General features: G+C 69.1%; 14 protein-coding genes. 9 read left to right on the top strand and 5 right to left on the bottom strand.

The genetic code is table 11. From position 1 onward, the window contains the following. Nucleotides 1–4 precede the first annotated feature (4 nt). Nucleotides 5–772 carry an RluA family pseudouridine synthase gene (locus ACL03I_RS05740; RefSeq protein WP_412805284.1) on the top strand — a complete coding sequence of 256 codons (768 nt, stop codon included), beginning with the start codon at nt 5–7 and terminating at the stop codon, nt 770–772. A 366-nt stretch (nt 773–1,138) separates the two neighbouring features. On the opposite strand, the gene ACL03I_RS05735 is transcribed toward ACL03I_RS05740, so the two are convergent. Next, the gene (locus ACL03I_RS05735) at nt 1,139–1,741 is read right to left on the bottom strand and encodes a TIGR03086 family metal-binding protein (RefSeq protein ID WP_412805283.1); all 603 of its coding nucleotides are present in this window, start codon (nt 1,739–1,741) and stop codon (nt 1,139–1,141) included. A gap of 51 nt (nt 1,742–1,792) precedes the next feature. Here ACL03I_RS05735 and ACL03I_RS05730 point away from each other — a divergent pair, with 51 nt between their 5' ends. The 3 genes from ACL03I_RS05730 to ACL03I_RS05720 all read left to right on the top strand — a co-directional run bounded on the left by ACL03I_RS05730 (nt 1,793) and on the right by ACL03I_RS05720 (nt 3,933). Continuing rightward, nucleotides 1,793–2,230 (top strand): MarR family winged helix-turn-helix transcriptional regulator, encoded by a 438-nt coding sequence (locus ACL03I_RS05730; protein WP_412805282.1) that lies wholly within the window; start codon nt 1,793–1,795, stop codon nt 2,228–2,230. A gap of 170 nt (nt 2,231–2,400) precedes the next feature. Continuing rightward, nucleotides 2,401–3,186 (top strand): metallophosphoesterase, encoded by a 786-nt coding sequence (locus tag ACL03I_RS05725; protein ID WP_355074880.1) that lies wholly within the window; start codon nt 2,401–2,403, stop codon nt 3,184–3,186. A gap of 66 nt (nt 3,187–3,252) precedes the next feature. Then, on the top strand, nt 3,253–3,933 hold the full coding sequence (locus tag ACL03I_RS05720; protein ID WP_412805281.1) for a phosphodiesterase: 681 nt from the start codon (nt 3,253–3,255) through the stop codon (nt 3,931–3,933). Here ACL03I_RS05720 and ACL03I_RS05715 read toward each other — a convergent pair. Next, a complete protein-coding gene (locus ACL03I_RS05715) occupies nt 3,930–4,991 on the bottom strand; it encodes an AraC family transcriptional regulator (protein WP_412805280.1) in 1,062 nt (353 codons plus the stop codon). The genes ACL03I_RS05720 and ACL03I_RS05715 overlap by 4 nt on opposite strands. Nucleotides 4,992–5,076: 85 nt before the next feature. Between ACL03I_RS05715 and ACL03I_RS05710 the strand changes: the two genes are divergently transcribed. The 4 genes from ACL03I_RS05710 to ACL03I_RS05695 all read left to right on the top strand — a co-directional run bounded on the left by ACL03I_RS05710 (nt 5,077) and on the right by ACL03I_RS05695 (nt 10,805). Next, nucleotides 5,077–6,543, top strand: coding sequence for a flavin-containing monooxygenase (locus ACL03I_RS05710; protein WP_356963725.1), 1,467 nt, complete (start codon nt 5,077–5,079; stop codon nt 6,541–6,543). Between the two features lie 78 nt (nt 6,544–6,621). Beyond that, nucleotides 6,622–8,748 (top strand): ATP-binding cassette domain-containing protein, encoded by a 2,127-nt coding sequence (locus tag ACL03I_RS05705; protein WP_412805279.1) that lies wholly within the window; start codon nt 6,622–6,624, stop codon nt 8,746–8,748. Further along, nucleotides 8,748–9,485, top strand: coding sequence for an energy-coupling factor transporter transmembrane component T family protein (locus tag ACL03I_RS05700; RefSeq protein ID WP_355074890.1), 738 nt, complete (start codon nt 8,748–8,750; stop codon nt 9,483–9,485). Before ACL03I_RS05705 ends, ACL03I_RS05700 begins: the two co-directional genes overlap by 1 nt. A 666-nt stretch (nt 9,486–10,151) precedes the next feature. Beyond that, nucleotides 10,152–10,805, top strand: a complete 654-nt coding sequence (locus ACL03I_RS05695) for an ammonium transporter (RefSeq protein ID WP_397074086.1) — start codon at nt 10,152–10,154, stop codon at nt 10,803–10,805. A 163-nt stretch (nt 10,806–10,968) separates the two neighbouring features. On the opposite strand, the gene ACL03I_RS05690 is transcribed toward ACL03I_RS05695, so the two are convergent. Then, a complete protein-coding gene (locus tag ACL03I_RS05690) occupies nt 10,969–12,237 on the bottom strand; it encodes a lipase family protein (RefSeq protein ID WP_397275032.1) in 1,269 nt (422 codons plus the stop codon). 251 nt (nt 12,238–12,488) lie between these two features. Here ACL03I_RS05690 and ACL03I_RS05685 point away from each other — a divergent pair, with 251 nt between their 5' ends. Continuing rightward, the gene (locus ACL03I_RS05685; protein WP_412805278.1) at nt 12,489–13,133 is read left to right on the top strand and encodes a cysteine hydrolase family protein; all 645 of its coding nucleotides are present in this window, start codon (nt 12,489–12,491) and stop codon (nt 13,131–13,133) included. Between the two features lie 42 nt (nt 13,134–13,175). Here ACL03I_RS05685 and ACL03I_RS05680 read toward each other — a convergent pair whose 3' ends face one another. Both ACL03I_RS05680 and ACL03I_RS05675 read right to left on the bottom strand, forming a co-directional pair. Further along, nucleotides 13,176–13,352, bottom strand: coding sequence for an antitoxin (locus ACL03I_RS05680; RefSeq protein ID WP_355074898.1), 177 nt, complete (start codon nt 13,350–13,352; stop codon nt 13,176–13,178). A 43-nt stretch (nt 13,353–13,395) separates the two neighbouring features. Beyond that, nucleotides 13,396–15,696 (bottom strand): ATP-dependent DNA ligase, encoded by a 2,301-nt coding sequence (locus ACL03I_RS05675; protein ID WP_412805277.1) that lies wholly within the window; start codon nt 15,694–15,696, stop codon nt 13,396–13,398. Nucleotides 15,697–15,731: the final 35 nt, after the last annotated feature.

Here is a 15,731-nt window from a genome sequence, read left to right as displayed (position 1 = left end):
TCCGGTGGACAAGGACTGGTCACAGCTGCGCGCGCGTTGCCTCGTCGAGGAGGACGCGGCGATTCTCGCCCTGCACAAACCCGCCGGGATCTCCGTCATGGGCGAGCGCCACGACACCGATCTCGTCGAGCTGGCGGCGGCCGAGGGAGAAACGCTGTATCCGGTGCACCGGATCGACAAGGTGACCTCCGGCTTGATCCTCTTCGCGAAGGAGTTGTCCGCCCACGGCGAGCTGACCAGGCAGTTCAACAAGCAGACCGCCGACAAGGCGTACCTGGCCGTCGTCGCGGCCACCGGCCTGCCCGATACCGGCGTATTCGATCTGCCGCTCAGCGTGGGGCGCAAGAACCGGGTGCGGATCGCGGCGCCGCGCGAAAGCATCCGTCAGGAGGCGGGCCGCTGGTTCGTGGACGACGCCGACTTGCTGCCCGCCAAGAACTACCCCTCGCTCACCCGGTTCGCGACGGTGCTGCGGGGTCCCGCGCACACCGTTCTCGCGCTGCGCCCGGTGACCGGCCGTCGCCACCAGATTCGCGTCCATTTGGCCTGGACCGGCCATCCGATAGTCGGCGATCCCCTGTTCGACCGCTCCGGCGCCCCCTCGCGGACCTACCTGCATTCCTGGCGTCTCGGCCTCACCGCTTCGTGGCGCACCCCGCGGGAACTGGTCTTGGCCGCCGAGCCCGACGCGGGCTTCTGGGGCCCGCTGCACGAATCCGCCGACCCGGCGGCCTTGGAACGCGCAACCGACCTGTTGCGGACTCTCGCCTAGCCGGGCCGCCCGATGCGGTCTTCGCACAGCCCGTTGCCTGGGCGTCGACCGCTGCGAAGAACGTCGACACTGTGCCCCGGCACGATAACCGCGCCGAATCTCGGCCAGGGCCGTACGGGAATCGGCCCCACAGCCGGCGTCTATGGGGCGCGCTCGCATAGAGCGGCAAACAGCGCGCGAGTGCCATCGAGGTCGCTGCTCACCACTGGCGCCATCGCGAAGCACGCAAACCGTCGCCGCTCCGTCGCGCTCGCTCGGCGGCAGATACCGGCTCGCTGTTCGTCCACAGTCATCCCCAGGCGGTCTGCCCGTGTGCACAGAGCCGATGCACCAGGTGGAAACGGTCTATCGGGCCCCTCGAGCAGATCAGTTCGGCCAGCTCGGCGCACGGCCGAGGAGCAAAAGGATGCGGTCGAGGGTCGGAGTGTGTTCCGGAACGGACAGTGCCGGTGCGAAAGCCGCGCCCGGGACGGAGCGCTCCGGACCATCGGGGACGGCGAGGGCGATGGCCAGCGCCGCCTCGGCCACGTCGGGATCGGGTGTGATGGTCTCGCCGATCGAGCGCGCGACATCCCAGGCGTGCACGACGCTGTCAACGAGGTGGAAGCCGATCACGCGAACGGCGGGAATCCCCTGGTCGGGCAAGATCTCCGGCAGCAGCAGCGAGCGCTCGAGCACGTCCTCGGCGGCGAACGCGGCGAGGACGTCGTCGGCGGAGGCGCGATAGTCGGCGACCGGATCGGCCGACGCGCGCACGGTCCAGACATCGAGATCCTCGCTGCCCCGCGCGGCGGCGGCGAAGCCGTGGTTCTGCGTGATCATGTGTTCCAGCAGGTCACGAAGACGCCAACCCGCGCAGGGTGTCTCGGCGTCCAGCGCATCGGGACGGACGCGGTCGACGACGTCCACGCCCAGTCGGACAGAACGGGCATGCCGGTCGCGCAATCCTTCGGCAGATTCAGTAAGCATGAGATTATCATATGCGCCAGCTTACGATTTGCAAAGCAGTATCGTCGATCCATGTCCAACGCCCGCCCCGATCTCGCCGCGATGATCGTGCCGCTCGGGCGGGCGCTCATGGCCCTCGAACTGCCCATCCTGGAGCGGCACGAACTGTCCATGTGGGGCTACTCCGTATTGCTCGGCCTCGACGCCGAACCCGTCTACACCCAGGCGGCGCTGGCCAAGGCGATCGGCGCGGACAAGACCCGCATCATCGGCGTCCTCGACGAACTCCAGCGCCGCGGCCTGATCACCCGCGAACCGGACCCCGCGGACCGCCGGGTGAACCTGCTGTCGCTCACCGACGCGGGCCGCGCCCTTCGCGACCGCACCCAGCGCGACATCCAGGCCGGGGAGGACCGACTGCTCGAGCGGCTGCCCGCGCCGGATCGCAGCGCGTTCCTGCGCGCTTTGCGCACCCTCTCCGACACGGTGTCCGACCGCCCCGCCACTTGACTCCGACGAGTCCACGCAATGTGATCCAGCACACAATACGATGGGTACCGCTCGTACGGTGGCGAGCGTCATGACGACGCGTAATGCGCAGGTCAACTAGCCTTATGAGGTGCCGCGGACGCGACGCGCGCGCAATCTGACGCAATGCAGCGAACCCCTAGCGAAAGCGAATGCCGATGATCCTGGTTGCTCAGGTCAGCGACACCCATTTCGATCTCGGCACCCGTAACGCCCAGCGTGTGCGGCGGGTGATGGACTTCGTCGCGGGGCTGCGCCGCAAGCCGGACGCCATCCTGGTGACCGGCGACGTCACCGATTCCGGCAAACCGGAGCAGTTCGCGGAGGCCAAGGCCGCTTTCGACGGCGAGATCCCGGTGTACGCGATCCCGGGCAATCACGACGACCGCGCGGGCTTCCGCACCAGCCTGCTCGGCGAGCCCGCCTCCGATGCCCCGATCAACCACGCGCATCGCATCGGCGATCTCACCGTCGCGCTGCTGGATTCGAGCGTTCCGGGGCAGCCGGGCGGGCAGCTCGCGGACGAGACCTATGACTGGCTCGGCGGCGTCCTCGACGCGGCGCCCGCGGGCAAGCCGATCCTGCTCGCCTTGCACCACCCGCCCGCGCACCTGTTCAGCCCGATCGTCGACGTGATCTCCCTGGCCGATCCGCAACGGTTCGCCGACCTCGTGGCCGGTGACGACCGGATCGTCGGCGTACTCACCGGGCACGCGCACTCCGCCGCGACGACCACCTTCGGGGGACGCCCGCTGCTGGTGGCCCCCAGCACCGCATCGGTGCTCAGCGGCGAGTGGGAACTCGACCTGCCCGACCACGTCATGGACTACGCGCCTGACCCGGCGGTGGCGCTGCACGTCATCGGTGACGACCACCGCCTCACCAGCCATTTCCGGGCGGTTCCGATGGGCGGCCGGATCGGCGTGCAACCGGTCTGACAGCGGTTTACCCGGCACGTGCCGGGGCAATCGGGAGGCACACGACGCCTACCGGGAGGATCCGCCATGGTCGATCTACCAGCCGCAGTGGTGAAGAACGCGTTCGCGGCCGGAGCCCGGATCCGGCACGCGCGGGTATTCCACCCCTCGGGCTTGCACCTGGCCGGCCGTCTGCACGCGGAGCCCGAATTCGAGCCGCTGTTCGGCAGCGGCGATCGCGCGGTCATCGCACGGGTGTCCAAGGGCATCGGGTTGCCGAACGGCCTGCCCGATGTGCTCGGCCTGGCGTTCCGCGTGCTCGATCGCGACGAGCAGCCTTGGGATTTCGCGCTGGCCACCACCGGCCGGGGACCGCTGGGCCGGTTGGTGATCACCCCCGCGCGCGGTTGGGCCAGCGCCCGGTACGGCTGCCTGATGCCCTATCGGATCAGCAACTCCTCGCCCACCTGGTTCTTCGCCGAGCCGGACAGCGTGCAGCCCGCGTCCGCGTCGCTGGAGGCGATGCAAGCCCACCTCGACGAGGATCTGGTCAGCTTCACCCTCACCGCGGGCCGCCTCGGCGGGCCGACTTGGCGAGTCGCGGAACTCACTCTGCGTCCCGCCGACTCCGCCGAATACCGCACGGATTACTTCGATCCGATGCTCAATCACCCGGCCGAGGTGGAGTTGTTTCCCAAGGCTGTCGGCAAGATTCGCGAGTTGGCATACATCGGCAGCAGGAGCGGCCGCGGCGAAGAGGGCGGCTAACGCCGGACGGCGCGTTCGCGGCGATAGGCCGCCGGGGTGTTACCGGTCCAGCGTTTGAAGGCGAAGATGAAGGTCGACGCTTCGGCGTAGCCGAGACGGATGGCGACGTCGCTCACCGATAGCGGTGTGGCGGTGAGCATTTCCTCCGCCAGCGCACGACGCACTTCGTCCAGCAGCGCGCGATAGCTGGTACCCGCGGCGTCCAGGTACCGCCGCAGCGTGCGGGTGCTCATGTTGAGATCGTTCGCCACGGCGTCGATGCCGGGCGGAGCGGCGAATCCGTCCGCGCCGCCGCGCGGCACAAGACGTTCGCGCACCTCGGCCGCGATGCCGGTGCGCGCCCTGCGGCGGTGCACCAGTTCCCGGCACTGCGCCAGGCACATCGCCCAGGTCTGCTCGTTGGCCTGCGGCAACGGTTGTTCCAGCAGCATCGGTTCGATCGCGAACAGGTTGTGCGGCATGCCGAAACGCGGCGGCACGAGAGTCACCTCGGCGATCCGCTCCGCGTAGCCGGGATCGGGAAAACGGAATTCCGCCCTGGTCAGCGGCAGGCGTGTGCCGAGCAGATCGCTCATCACCTGGTGCATCGCGGTGACGTCGCGTTCGACGAGGAACTGCCGCACGTCCGTCGGCACCGCCTCGTCGCGCACCACCGCGACGAACTCGCTGGCGCCCCACTCGGCCACGGGGATGCAGAAGGTGAAGCTGAGGTCCAGATAACGCAGCGCGAAGCTGATCGCCTCCCCGAGTGTCGGGCTGCTGACGCAGGCGAAGCCGAAGATGCCGAAGGTGGTGATCCGGTAGCGGCGACCGACCTCCACACCCAGCGCGGGCCGGTCGGCGAGTTCGCGGACGAGATTGCGGATGACCGCCAGTTCGGTGTGCGCGTCGATCTGGACGTCCGGATCGCGCAATTGCTGCTCACCGAGCGCGGTGCCGTGCAGCATGCGCGCCGAGGACACGCCGTGTTCGGCCGCGTATCCGACCATCAGCGCCACGCTGGCCACGCCGCGCGGAAAGTTCCAATCGCGGATATCCGGATCCTGTATCCGCTCCACGCGGACATTATGGCCGAAATTCTCTATACGACGGCACCGCGGCTCCTACAGTGGAGTCATCTACGGTCGTAGTGAGGAGTCTCACATGACAGCGCGCAATCGGCCATCCATACTCATCATCGGCGCGGGCTTCGGCGGCATCGGCATGGCGATCGAACTACGCCGCAACGGCTTCGACGACATCACCATCCTGGAGCGGGCCGCCGACATCGGCGGGGTGTGGCGGGAGAACACCTACCCCGGCGCGGCCTGCGACGTCCCCTCACCGCTGTACTCGTTTTCGTTCGAACCCAAGCCGGACTGGCCGCAGCGGTACTCGGGACGGACCGCCATCCACGCCTACCTGCGCGCGGTCGCCGAACGTCACAACGTGCTCTCGGCGATCCGCTTCGGCACCAGCGTCAGCGACGCCGAATTCGACGACGCCACCGGCCGGTGGACCGTGCGCACCACCGACGGCAAGAGCTGGATCGTCGACGTGCTGATCTCGGCGGTGGGCCAGCTGTCGCGTCCGTCCCTGCCCGCCATACCCGGCATCGACACCTTCGCGGGCCCGTCGTTCCATTCGGCCGAGTGGGACCACGAGGTCGACCTCCACGGCAAACGCGTCGCCTGCGTCGGCACCGGGGCGAGCGCCGTTCAGTACATCCCGGAGATCCAGCCCGAAGTCGACCGGTTGACACTGTTCCAGCGCACACCGGCCTGGGTGGTCCCGAAGTTCGACACCGACTACTCGCCGGTCCAGCACAACCTGTTCGCGCGGGTGCCGGGCGCGCTGCTGGTGGAGCGGTTCGGGTGGTGGTCGATCGCGGAGTTCATCTCGCTCGGGCTGGTCGAGGTTCCCGCCATCGCCCGGTTCGTGGCCCGCATCGCCTCCCGGCACCTGGCCGAACAGGTCGAGGACCCGCAGCTGCGAGCCAAACTCACCCCGGACTACCCCATCGGGTGCAAGCGCGCGCTGTTCTCCAACGACTACTACCCCGCGCTCACCCAGCCCAACGTGCGGGTGGAGACCACCGCCATCACCGAGATCACCCCGCAAGGCGTACGCACCGCCGACGGGACGACGCACGAAGCCGACGTGATCATCTACGGCACCGGCTTCAAGGGCACGGAGTTCCTCTGGCCGATGGAGATCTGGGGTCGTGGCGGGCGCAGGCTGGCCGACGCATGGGCCGACGGCGCGCACGCGTATTACGGCATGACGGTGCCGGACTTTCCGAATCTTTTCCTCGTCTACGGGCCGAACACCAATCTCGGCGTCGGCTCGATCATCTACATGATCGAATCGCAGGCCCGCTACATCCGCCAGGCCGTGCAATGGCTCGCCGACCACCCCGGTCATTGCGCCGAAGTCCGCGCCGACCTGGAAGAGGATTACAACACCGCGCTCCAGCAGCGTCTGGCCCGCACTCCGTGGAACTTCTGCTCGAGCTGGTACCGCAACTCCGCGGGCCGCATCACCAACAACTGGCCGGGATCGCAGACGAGCTATCGTCGCCGCACCCGCCGCTTCGACCCCAGCGCCTACACCCTCACCCCCGTCGCGTGACGGAGCGCGCCTCGGCGAGCGGGCCCGCCCGGATTCGCCTCGACCCGCCGCCGCCCGCCGGGCTGGCAGACTTGTGCTGTGAATGAACTGGCCCGTCCGGGCGGATCGGATGTGCGCGGCCCGCTGCGTCCGATCGAGTTGGCCACCGGCGCCGTGCTGGGCGGAGCCGCCGTCGGGCTGGTGACCATCGGATCGGTCATCCCGTTCGCCGCCGCGCTCCAGCTGGTCGGCGCGGTCCCGATCGGGCTGATCGCGCATCGTTTCCGGCTGCGCGCCCTGGTCACCGCGACGATCGCGGCGACGCTGGTCACCTTCGTCGCCGCGGGTATGGCGTCCGCGACGGCGCTGGTCGCCTCGGCCACCGTGGGCGGGATCATCGGCGCCGTGAAGCGGCGTGGCGGCGGTGTCGTCGCCGCGTTCGGGCTCTCCTTGCTCGCCGGGCTGGCCTGGGCCGCGTTCGCCGTCGGATCGCTTGCCCTGCTGTCGACCACCCGCGAACTGCTGTTCGACAACATCCGCAACGCGTCGCGCGGCTTCCAGGATCTCGCGGCGCGCCAAGAGCAGCTTGCCCCGCTCGGGCAGCTCGCCGCGGACCTGACCGACTCGGTGCTGCGCTGGTGGTGGGCGTGGGTCGGCGGCAGCGTCGCGCTCGGCATGGCGGCCACCGGCGTCTTCTCCTGGTACGTACTCGGCTCGGTGCTGGACCGGCTGGCCTGGCTGCCCGGCCGGGACCGGCTCGACGCGCCGCAAGACGACCGGCCCGTCGATCCGCTTCCGGTCACGCTGCGCGACGCGGGTTTCCGCTATCCCGGAGCGGCGCGCGATGCGCTGAGCGGTATCGATCTGACCGTGCGGGTCGGTGAATTCGTCGCCGTGGTCGGACACAACGGTTCGGGCAAGTCCACGCTGACCCGCTTGCTGGCCGGGCTGCCGCCCACCTCGGGGTCGGCGCAGCGGCCCGGGTCGGCCGGACTCGGCAAACTCGGCGGGACGGCGCTGGTGTTGCAGCGGCCGGAGAGCCAGACCTTGGGCGTGCTCGTCGCCGATGACGTCGTGTGGGGATTGCCCGCCGATCTCGCCGCCGCGGTGGATGTCGACGCACTGCTCGGCGAGGTCGGGCTCGCCGGAATGGGGGCGAAGGAGACCGCCACGCTCTCGGGCGGACAGCAACAGCGGTTGGCGGTCGCCGCCGCGCTGGCCCGGCGGCCCGCGCTGCTGATCGCCGACGAGGCGACCTCGATGATCGATCCGGACGGGCGGCGGGAACTGGTGGAGCTGCTTGCCTCGCTGCCGAAACGACACTCGATGGCCGTGGTGCTGGTGACCCACCACGAGGCCGACGCCGCGGTCGCCGACCGGGTGGTGCACCTGGCCGGGGGACGCACCGTGGCGCATCTGCCCGCGTGGCCGCGTCCGGCGCAGGACACGCGACGCAGGCCGATGGGCGCGCCGGTCCTCGAACTGCGCGACGTCCGGCACACCTACAACCGCGCGACGCCGTGGGAGGCGCCCGCCCTGCACGGCGTCGACCTGTCCGTGTGCCAGGGCGAGGCGCTGCTGATCGTCGGCGGGAACGGATCGGGCAAATCGACCCTGGCCTGGATCATGGCGGGCCTGATCGAACCGAGTTCGGGTCGGTGCGAGCTGCGCGGAAAGCCGATCGGCAAGCAGATCGGCCGGGTCGGGCTGGCGTTCCAGCACTCCCGGCTGCAACTGCAGAAGCAGACCGTCGGCGCGGAGATCGCGGACTGGGGCGGTCGCGCGACCGGCTCTGGCGCGGTCGGCCGCGCGCTGGACGCGGTCGGGCTGGACCGTTCGCTGGCCGCGCGCTCGGTCGAGGAACTCAGCGGCGGCCAGGCCAAGCGAGTGGTGCTCGCGGCGATCGTGGCCAGCCATCCCCAAGTGGTCGTGCTCGACGAGCCGCTGGCCGGTCTCGACCCGGAGGGCCGGGCCGACATCGTGGAACTGCTCGCGCGGTTACGGGATTCCGGCTTGACGCTGATCGTCATCTCGCACGACGTGGCCGACATGGCGGCGGTGTGCGACCGGACGGTGCGATTGCAGTCGGGACGCATTCTGGGCGCGGAATCGGCGCGGCAGACAGCGCCGGTGCCGAGTGACTCCGCCACGCGAGCCGATTCCGGACGGAACCCGGTGCGCGCGCCCGGAGAGACCGCGTGGCGGCTCGAGCACGGAGGTCGATGATGAGCACCGTTCTGCTGCGTCAGGTCCCGGTCGACAGTCCGGTCCACCGGTTGTGGGCGGGCACCAAGATGATCGGGGTGTTCCTGATCAGCCTGCTGCTGATGTTCCTGCCGTCCTGGCCGGTGCTCGGTGTGATGGCGGCGTTCCTCGTCTTCGTGGGCGCGGTCGCCCGGTTGCCGCTGGGCACTCTGCCGCGGCTGCCGTGGTGGTTCTGGGCGCTGCTCGGCGCGGGAGCCCTGATCAACGTGCCGGTCGGCGGCACGGCGGTGCTGCGCTATGCCCAGGTTCTGGCCTTCGGCCTGATCCTGGTGGCGGCCTCGTTCCTCATCGCGTGGACCACGCCGATGGGCGACATCGCGCCCGCCCTGGCCAAGCTGGGCGCGCCGTTGCGCCGGCTCCGGATTCCGGTGGACGAATGGGCTGTCGTCGTCGCGCTCACCTTCCGCGGTCTGCCGCTGCTCATGGAGGAGATCCGGGTGCTACGTGCCGCTCGCAGGCTGCGCCCCAAGGACGGCATGATCGCCCGCGCGGCCGACAACCCGCTCATCGACATCCTCACCGCCGCCATGGCGGTATCCACCCGCCGCGCCGGTGAATTGGGTGAGGCGATCACCGCACGCGGCGGCACCGGGCAGCTCACCGCCCGTCCCAGCGCACCCGGCCTGCGCGACGCTGTCGCGCTCGTGCTGGTAGTCGGCGTCTGCCTCGGTTCCATCGCGCTGCACGTGGTGCTGTGAGCGCGGTGAAAGGTGGGCGTAAATGCGGGGTCGAACGGGATCCTGGTCGGTTGCTGCCCCTGATGGCCGTCGGTGGAATTCCGGCGGGTCAATTCGCTGACCATTTGCAGACCGACTGGTACCTCTCGAAAAGACCCCGCAGGGAACCCCGGATGCGCCTCGCGCACAACGCATACGTCTCGAACGCATAGCAGCCGGTTCCGATACGGCGCACAGAGCACCGATCAGTACCACCGGCTGGGTCACCCGGTTCGCAGTCGCACCCCCGCGACCAGGACGTGCTGCCACGCCCCAGTGCGACACCAGCGAAAGCCCTTGTGGTACTGCGGCTTACACCTATCGGCGACGCGATGTGAAAGGCTCGGAATCGATGCCCCGATTCGGCGCATTACACCTTCATCCACCCGCGCGGAACCGACCGGTGCGATCAGAGCACCCCGGACCCGCGCGAATGAATAGCCGATAGCTATAACTCATCAGGTGGCAAAAGTCGAAAGAATACCCTCTGAAATCGTGTCCCAAACCCCAAGGGCCACAGTACAGTTATCACTCGGAAGTAACTGTCTTTTGGATCACATCACGGATGGACACGTCGGCGGGGGAAGGAATTTCGGCGTGTGTCGCGTTCTCTAATGCTTGTAACCTGATGAAGATTGGATACCGAGAATGATTCTCCGGAGAGTCACCGCCGCCGCCGCTCCACTCGTCGCCGCACTCACGGTCGGGGCAGGCATCGCGCACGCGGAACCGGCTGCGGCACCGGTCCCGGATATCGGGTACCAAGCCCAGCTGGTCGGCGACAAGATCGTCACGACACTCACCGCAGGCACGTTCGACGTGCGCGGCGACGCCGTGGACATCAAAGACGCCGCAGGCAATGTCGCGGTCACGCTGCCGCTCGCCTTCCGCCAGGACGGGCTCGAATACCCCATGCCCCACCTCGTGCGGGACGCGGGCCGCGTACTGGAACTGACCGTCGTCAAGGACGCGGCGCAGGCTCACCCGGCGGCAACGCCGGTCGCGTCGCCGTTCGAGAACCAGCGCGCGATGGATGCCTTCCTGTCGCAATTCGGCATCGCCACCGCGGTCGGCGGGTTCATCGGCACGGTCATCGGCGCGCTCGTCGGATTGACCGGCCTCATCGGCGGTCCCATCGGAATCGGCACCGTGGTCGCCGGTGCGGGCATCGGCGGCATCATCGGCACGATCGTCGTCGGCGGTCCGGCCTTGATCATCGCGGGCATCGATCTGATCAGCACGCTGGCCGCCCAGCCCGGCACCACCAAGTGGATGGACACCACCGGGCGTTCGCAGAACTGACCGACGCCAGCGAGCACGACGCGCACCGAATCGGCCGGGATCCGGTGCGCTCTCGTCTGTGCGCACCAGTCGGTGCCGCCCGGACGCGATGCCGCGACTCGCGATCACACATCCGGCTCCATCGCCGGGAGTACCGCGGTCGATCTTCGAGGCGGTCGTCCACCTACCGCTCATGGCATCCAGGAGCCGCCGGCAGACCGGCGAACCGGTCGGCGAGGAAGTTCATCGCGCCCGGCGCCTCACCGATCGCCGTCGGGTTGTGGGTGGGCAGCATCGAGTGCACCGAGGTGACGGTCGCGCCCAGGGCGCAGTACCGGCCGACCAAGTCGGTGAAACCCGCTACGGGGATCACGTCGTCGGTGCGGCTGTGGTACAGGTACATCGGCGCCTCCGGCGCGCTGCCGCCGAGTTCCTCGACTTCGGTGGCGGCGCGAAATGCCGGGTGCGAGAACACATCGGGCACAGCGGCGAAGTCGGCGACCTGCGCACCCGCGTATATCGGCACCAGATCGGACCCGCAGGCCGCGCCGTTCTCCACCAGCGCCGCGAGCCCCTGCTCGTTGAGCAAGTCCAGCACGCCCCCGGCAGGATCGTTGCGGGCGAGCGCGAACAGGATGAGCAAAGCGAGCCCGGTCTGGATAGTGCCGTCCGCGTCGGCGGCTATGGCGGGCCAATCCGCGGGGATCCCGCCGGAAGTGATGCCCGCGAACCGGACGTCCGGCGCGTACCACGGCTGCAGCTGCGCGGCCCACAGCGTGGCGAACGCTCCGCCGGAGTAGCCCCAAGTGCCGATGGGCGTCGCGGGCCCGAGCCCGGCTTGCGGGAGATCACGGGCCGCCCGGATGCCGTCCAGCACGCCGCGTCCGGAGTTGACGCCATCCAGGAAGCGGGACCGCGGCCCCTCGTAGTCGCTGACCACCACCGCCCACCCGCGGCGTAACGCCTCCGCCATGAACGGCGTGTCGATCAGCGTGTTCACCGCGCCGGAATCCCAGCCGCCGCGCAGCGCGAACGACGGCGCGCAGCGCGTGCCGAGACTGTCCTCGGCCACCTGGTACGACAGCAGCGGCCGGGAGCCGGGCCCGAACCACGGCAGCATCGGGACCAGCACGGTCGCCACGTCGGCGACGGGATCTTCGCTCGAGTCGGTGCTGCGGTATTTCACCTGCCATGCCGAAATCGGCAGGGGCAACCCGAACAACGCGATCGGCCGGGAATCCAGCACGGCGCCGTCGTGGTAGCGCGCGAGATCCGCGGGGGCGGCGTAGAACGGGTCGCGATCCGGCGGTGGTAGCTCGGCGTGTGCCGCAGGTGCGGCGGCCAGACAGGCGGCCAGCACGAGCAAGGCGGCCAGCAGAACCCGCGGGATCGTCGTGCACACAGATCGGTCGCGCGCCTGCGCGATGACAGGCACTGCATCGGCGTCCTTCATCAGAGCCTCCCCAGTTCCGGCGAGGCGGCAGATGTCCCGGCGCGGTCAGCGGCGGCTCACCTGACCTCCAGGCTTTCCACGGTACTGCCGGGCCGACCGACCCGGCAACGGTCTATCGCAGGTCACACCCACCGCCGCCGCTGTCCGTGCGGCTGGTTACAGTGTTGGCCAAAACACCCCCAGCGCAAGCGAATAGCTGTCCGGCGCGACCCCGCCCGCAGCGCGAGCGCAACGAAGAGGAGTAGCCGAGCATGCGGCATGGCAACGGACTGGACATCCCTGAAGGACTCGCCGATTTGTGCGCCCCGGACCGGATGGCCGTGATCGTCTACGACATGCAGGTCGGTGTGCTCAGCCAGTTGCCGGACGGCCCGGAGATCATCGAGCGGGTGGTGGGGGTGGTCGACGCGGCGCGTTCCGGCGGCTACCCGGTGGTGTTCCTACGCCATTTCTTCCTGCCCGAGCGGCTCAGCGGAACCTTCGCGCTGCGGATGGCCATGAGCTGGCAGCAGGTGGATTCGGTGGACAAGGTGCGCTTCATCCTGCAGCGCGACACCCCCGCCTTCGAGCTCGTGCCCGAACTGCGGCCGCGCGCCGACGAGGTGGTGTTCGACAAGACGTCGATGTCGGCCTTCGAAGGCACTCCGCTGGCCTCGATGCTGCGCGACCTGCGCATCGGCGCCTACGCGATCGCGGGCGTCGCGCTGGAGATCGGCATCGCGCCCACGGTCACGCATTCCACCGATCTCGGATTCGTGCCCGTGGTGATCAGCGACGCGGTCGGCGGCCGGGACAAGGAAGCCATGGCGCGGGCTTACGACGATTTCGAGTTCCAGGGCCACGCGCTCGTCACCGATATCGCGACCATCACCCCGCTGCTCACGGGCGCGGGCTGAGCCGCGAACGGGACCCGGCCGGTGCCGGGTCCCGTTCGAAGATCACTGCTCCCGCAGGGCTTTCTTGGCCGCGTCCTGGGCGGCGTCCACCTGGCCGGAGTACTTGTTGCCCGTCTTCTCGTCGACGAGGTCGCCCGCCTTGTCGATGACCGCGTCCAGCTTGTCCGCGTTCTTCTGGGCCAGGTCCATCGCCTTACCCGCCAGGTTCTTGAAGTCCACCGTGCACTCCTCGTTTCGAGCTGGGAACAACCGCGCCCCAACCCTACCCAGCGCCGGGCGCGGGCCCGAGCCATGCGGGATGCCACAAACGACCCATCTCGGTCCAGTTCATGAACCGCACGGTGCCACCGAGTTTCGGCGTCACCCACACCGCTTCCTTGCGTTCTTCGGCGGTGAGTTCGTTGTCGAACGGCGAGGTCTTGCGTTCCAGCTTGCGCAGCCGCGCGGCCAGCTCCCGCATGTCCGGCTCGCTGAACCCGGTCCCGACCCGGCCGACGTAGTACAGCAGACCGTCGTGGGGAATGCCGATCAGCAGCGACTTGAACTCCCGCGCCGCGCTGCGCCGCCACCCGCCGATCAGCACCCGCTGGGTACGCCAATTGCGCTGCTTCACCCAGGCGTGCCCGCGTTTGCCAGGTAGGTACACCGAGTCCTTGCGTTTCGCGACCACGCCCTCCAGCCCGTGCTCCTGGCTGTAGCGCAGGGCATCGGCGCCCGAGCCGTCCAGTCGCGGCGGCACCACCAGCGACGGCGCGTTCGCCGCGAGCGCCTCCAAGACCCTGCGGCGATCGGCATATCGTTTGCGCAGCAGCGACGTACCGTCCAGGTACAACACGTCGAACGCGACGAACACCGCACGCGCCGCGTCGGCTTGCAGCAGACCGAGATTCGCGACGCCGTGATCGTCGAAGACGACGGCCTCGCCGTCCAGCACCACCTGGTGTGCGGACAGTTCCCGCCGCAACGCCGCGATACCGGGGTAGCGATCGGTCACCACGTTCCCCGCCCGGCTGCGCAAAGTCAGCGCGTCGTTGTCGATCTCGGCGATCAGCCGGAAGCCGTCCCACTTCGTCTCGAAGCACCACTCGTCGGCGCCGAGCTCGGCGACCTCGCCGTGCGTCGCGAGCATCGGCGCCAGACCGCGCGGAAGCGTCGCGGGCCCGTTCGACGGACGGATGATCCGCCCCGGCGGCTCGTCCGGCTCCTCCCGCGGTTCGGCGCCGTTCCGCGCGCGCATCAGATGCATCAGCCACTGGTTGCCGTTGGTCTGGATCAGCGCGTACCAGCCGTTGAGCCGCTTGCCGTGGAATCGCACGATGACCTCGTCGTCGCGCCACTTCTCGGTCTCGTAGGTGCCGGAGTCCCAGATCGTCATCTCCCCGGCGCCGTACTCGCCTTTCGGGATGGCGCCGTGGAAGTCGAGATACTCCATCGGATGGTCCTCGGTGTGCACGGCCAGACGGTTCTGGTCGGTGGAGATCGGCGGCCCTTTCGGCACCGCCCAGGACACCAGGACCCCGTCGCGCTCCAGCCGCACGTCCCAGTGCAGGCGTCGCGCATGATGTTCCTGCACGACGTAGCGGTTGTTCGTCCCCGGCGCGGGCGACTCGGCGGGTACCGGTTCGGGCGTGCGGGCCGGATCGCGCATCGACCGATACTTGGTCAACGCGTCGGGCGAGGACGAGTCGTCCGGCGCGATCCGCGGATCCAGCTCGGCGAGCAGATCGCCGTCGGACCGGTACCTGGCCAGTACCTCGTCGAACCGCAAGTGCCGCAGCTTCTTCCGGTTCTCGATCTCCTTCCACGTGCGCGGCGCCGCGACGTTCGGCTCGGTCCGTCCCCGCATCGAATAGGGCGCGATGGTGGTCTTGGCCGGGTTGTTCTGGCTCCAGTCCAGGAAGACCTTGCCGCCGCGCGCCGCCTTCGCCATCGTCGCCGTGACCAGGTCCGGTTGCAGCCGTTGCAGATTCGTGGCCACCTGTTTCGCCACCGTGGACGCGCCGCCCGAACTGAGCGCGCGATCCAACGGCACGTACAGGTGAATTCCCTTGCTGCCGCTGGTCACCGGGAACGCGTGCAGCCCGATGCCCTCGACCATCTCGCGCACCGCGAGCGCCACCTCGGCGCATTCGGCGAGCCCGACGCCCTTGCCCGGGTCCAGGTCGAACACCAACCTGGTCGCCGGGCCCATGCTGTCGTCGTCGAAACGCCACTGCGGCACATGGACTTCCAGCGCGGCCTGTTGCGCCAGCCAGGCCAGCCCCGCTTCGGAATCGATCAGCGGATAGACGACCTTGCGATCGGAATGGCGCAGGGTGCGCCGCTCGATCCAGGAGGGCGCGTGCGACGGGAGATTCTTCTCGAAGAAGGAGGGTTCGTCCACCCCGTTGGGCCAGCGCTTCCGGGTGACCGCCCGCCCGGCGATGTGCGGCAGCATGGCGGGCGCGATCGCCGAATAATAGGCGATCACTTCGCCTTTGGTCGTTCCGGTGGCCGGGTACAGCACCTTGTCGAGGTTGCTCAGGTCAACCTCGATACCACCGAACTCGCGGCGGGCCGCCATATCCGAAGTGTAGCGGCGGAGGCCGCGGTGCGGCC

The organism is Nocardia sichangensis, assembly GCF_047200615.1.
In the GTDB taxonomy this organism is placed as follows: domain Bacteria; phylum Actinomycetota; class Actinomycetes; order Mycobacteriales; family Mycobacteriaceae; genus Nocardia; species Nocardia sichangensis.
Note: the sequence above shows the minus strand (reverse complement) of the source record. Positions and strands in the feature narration are given on the sequence as shown.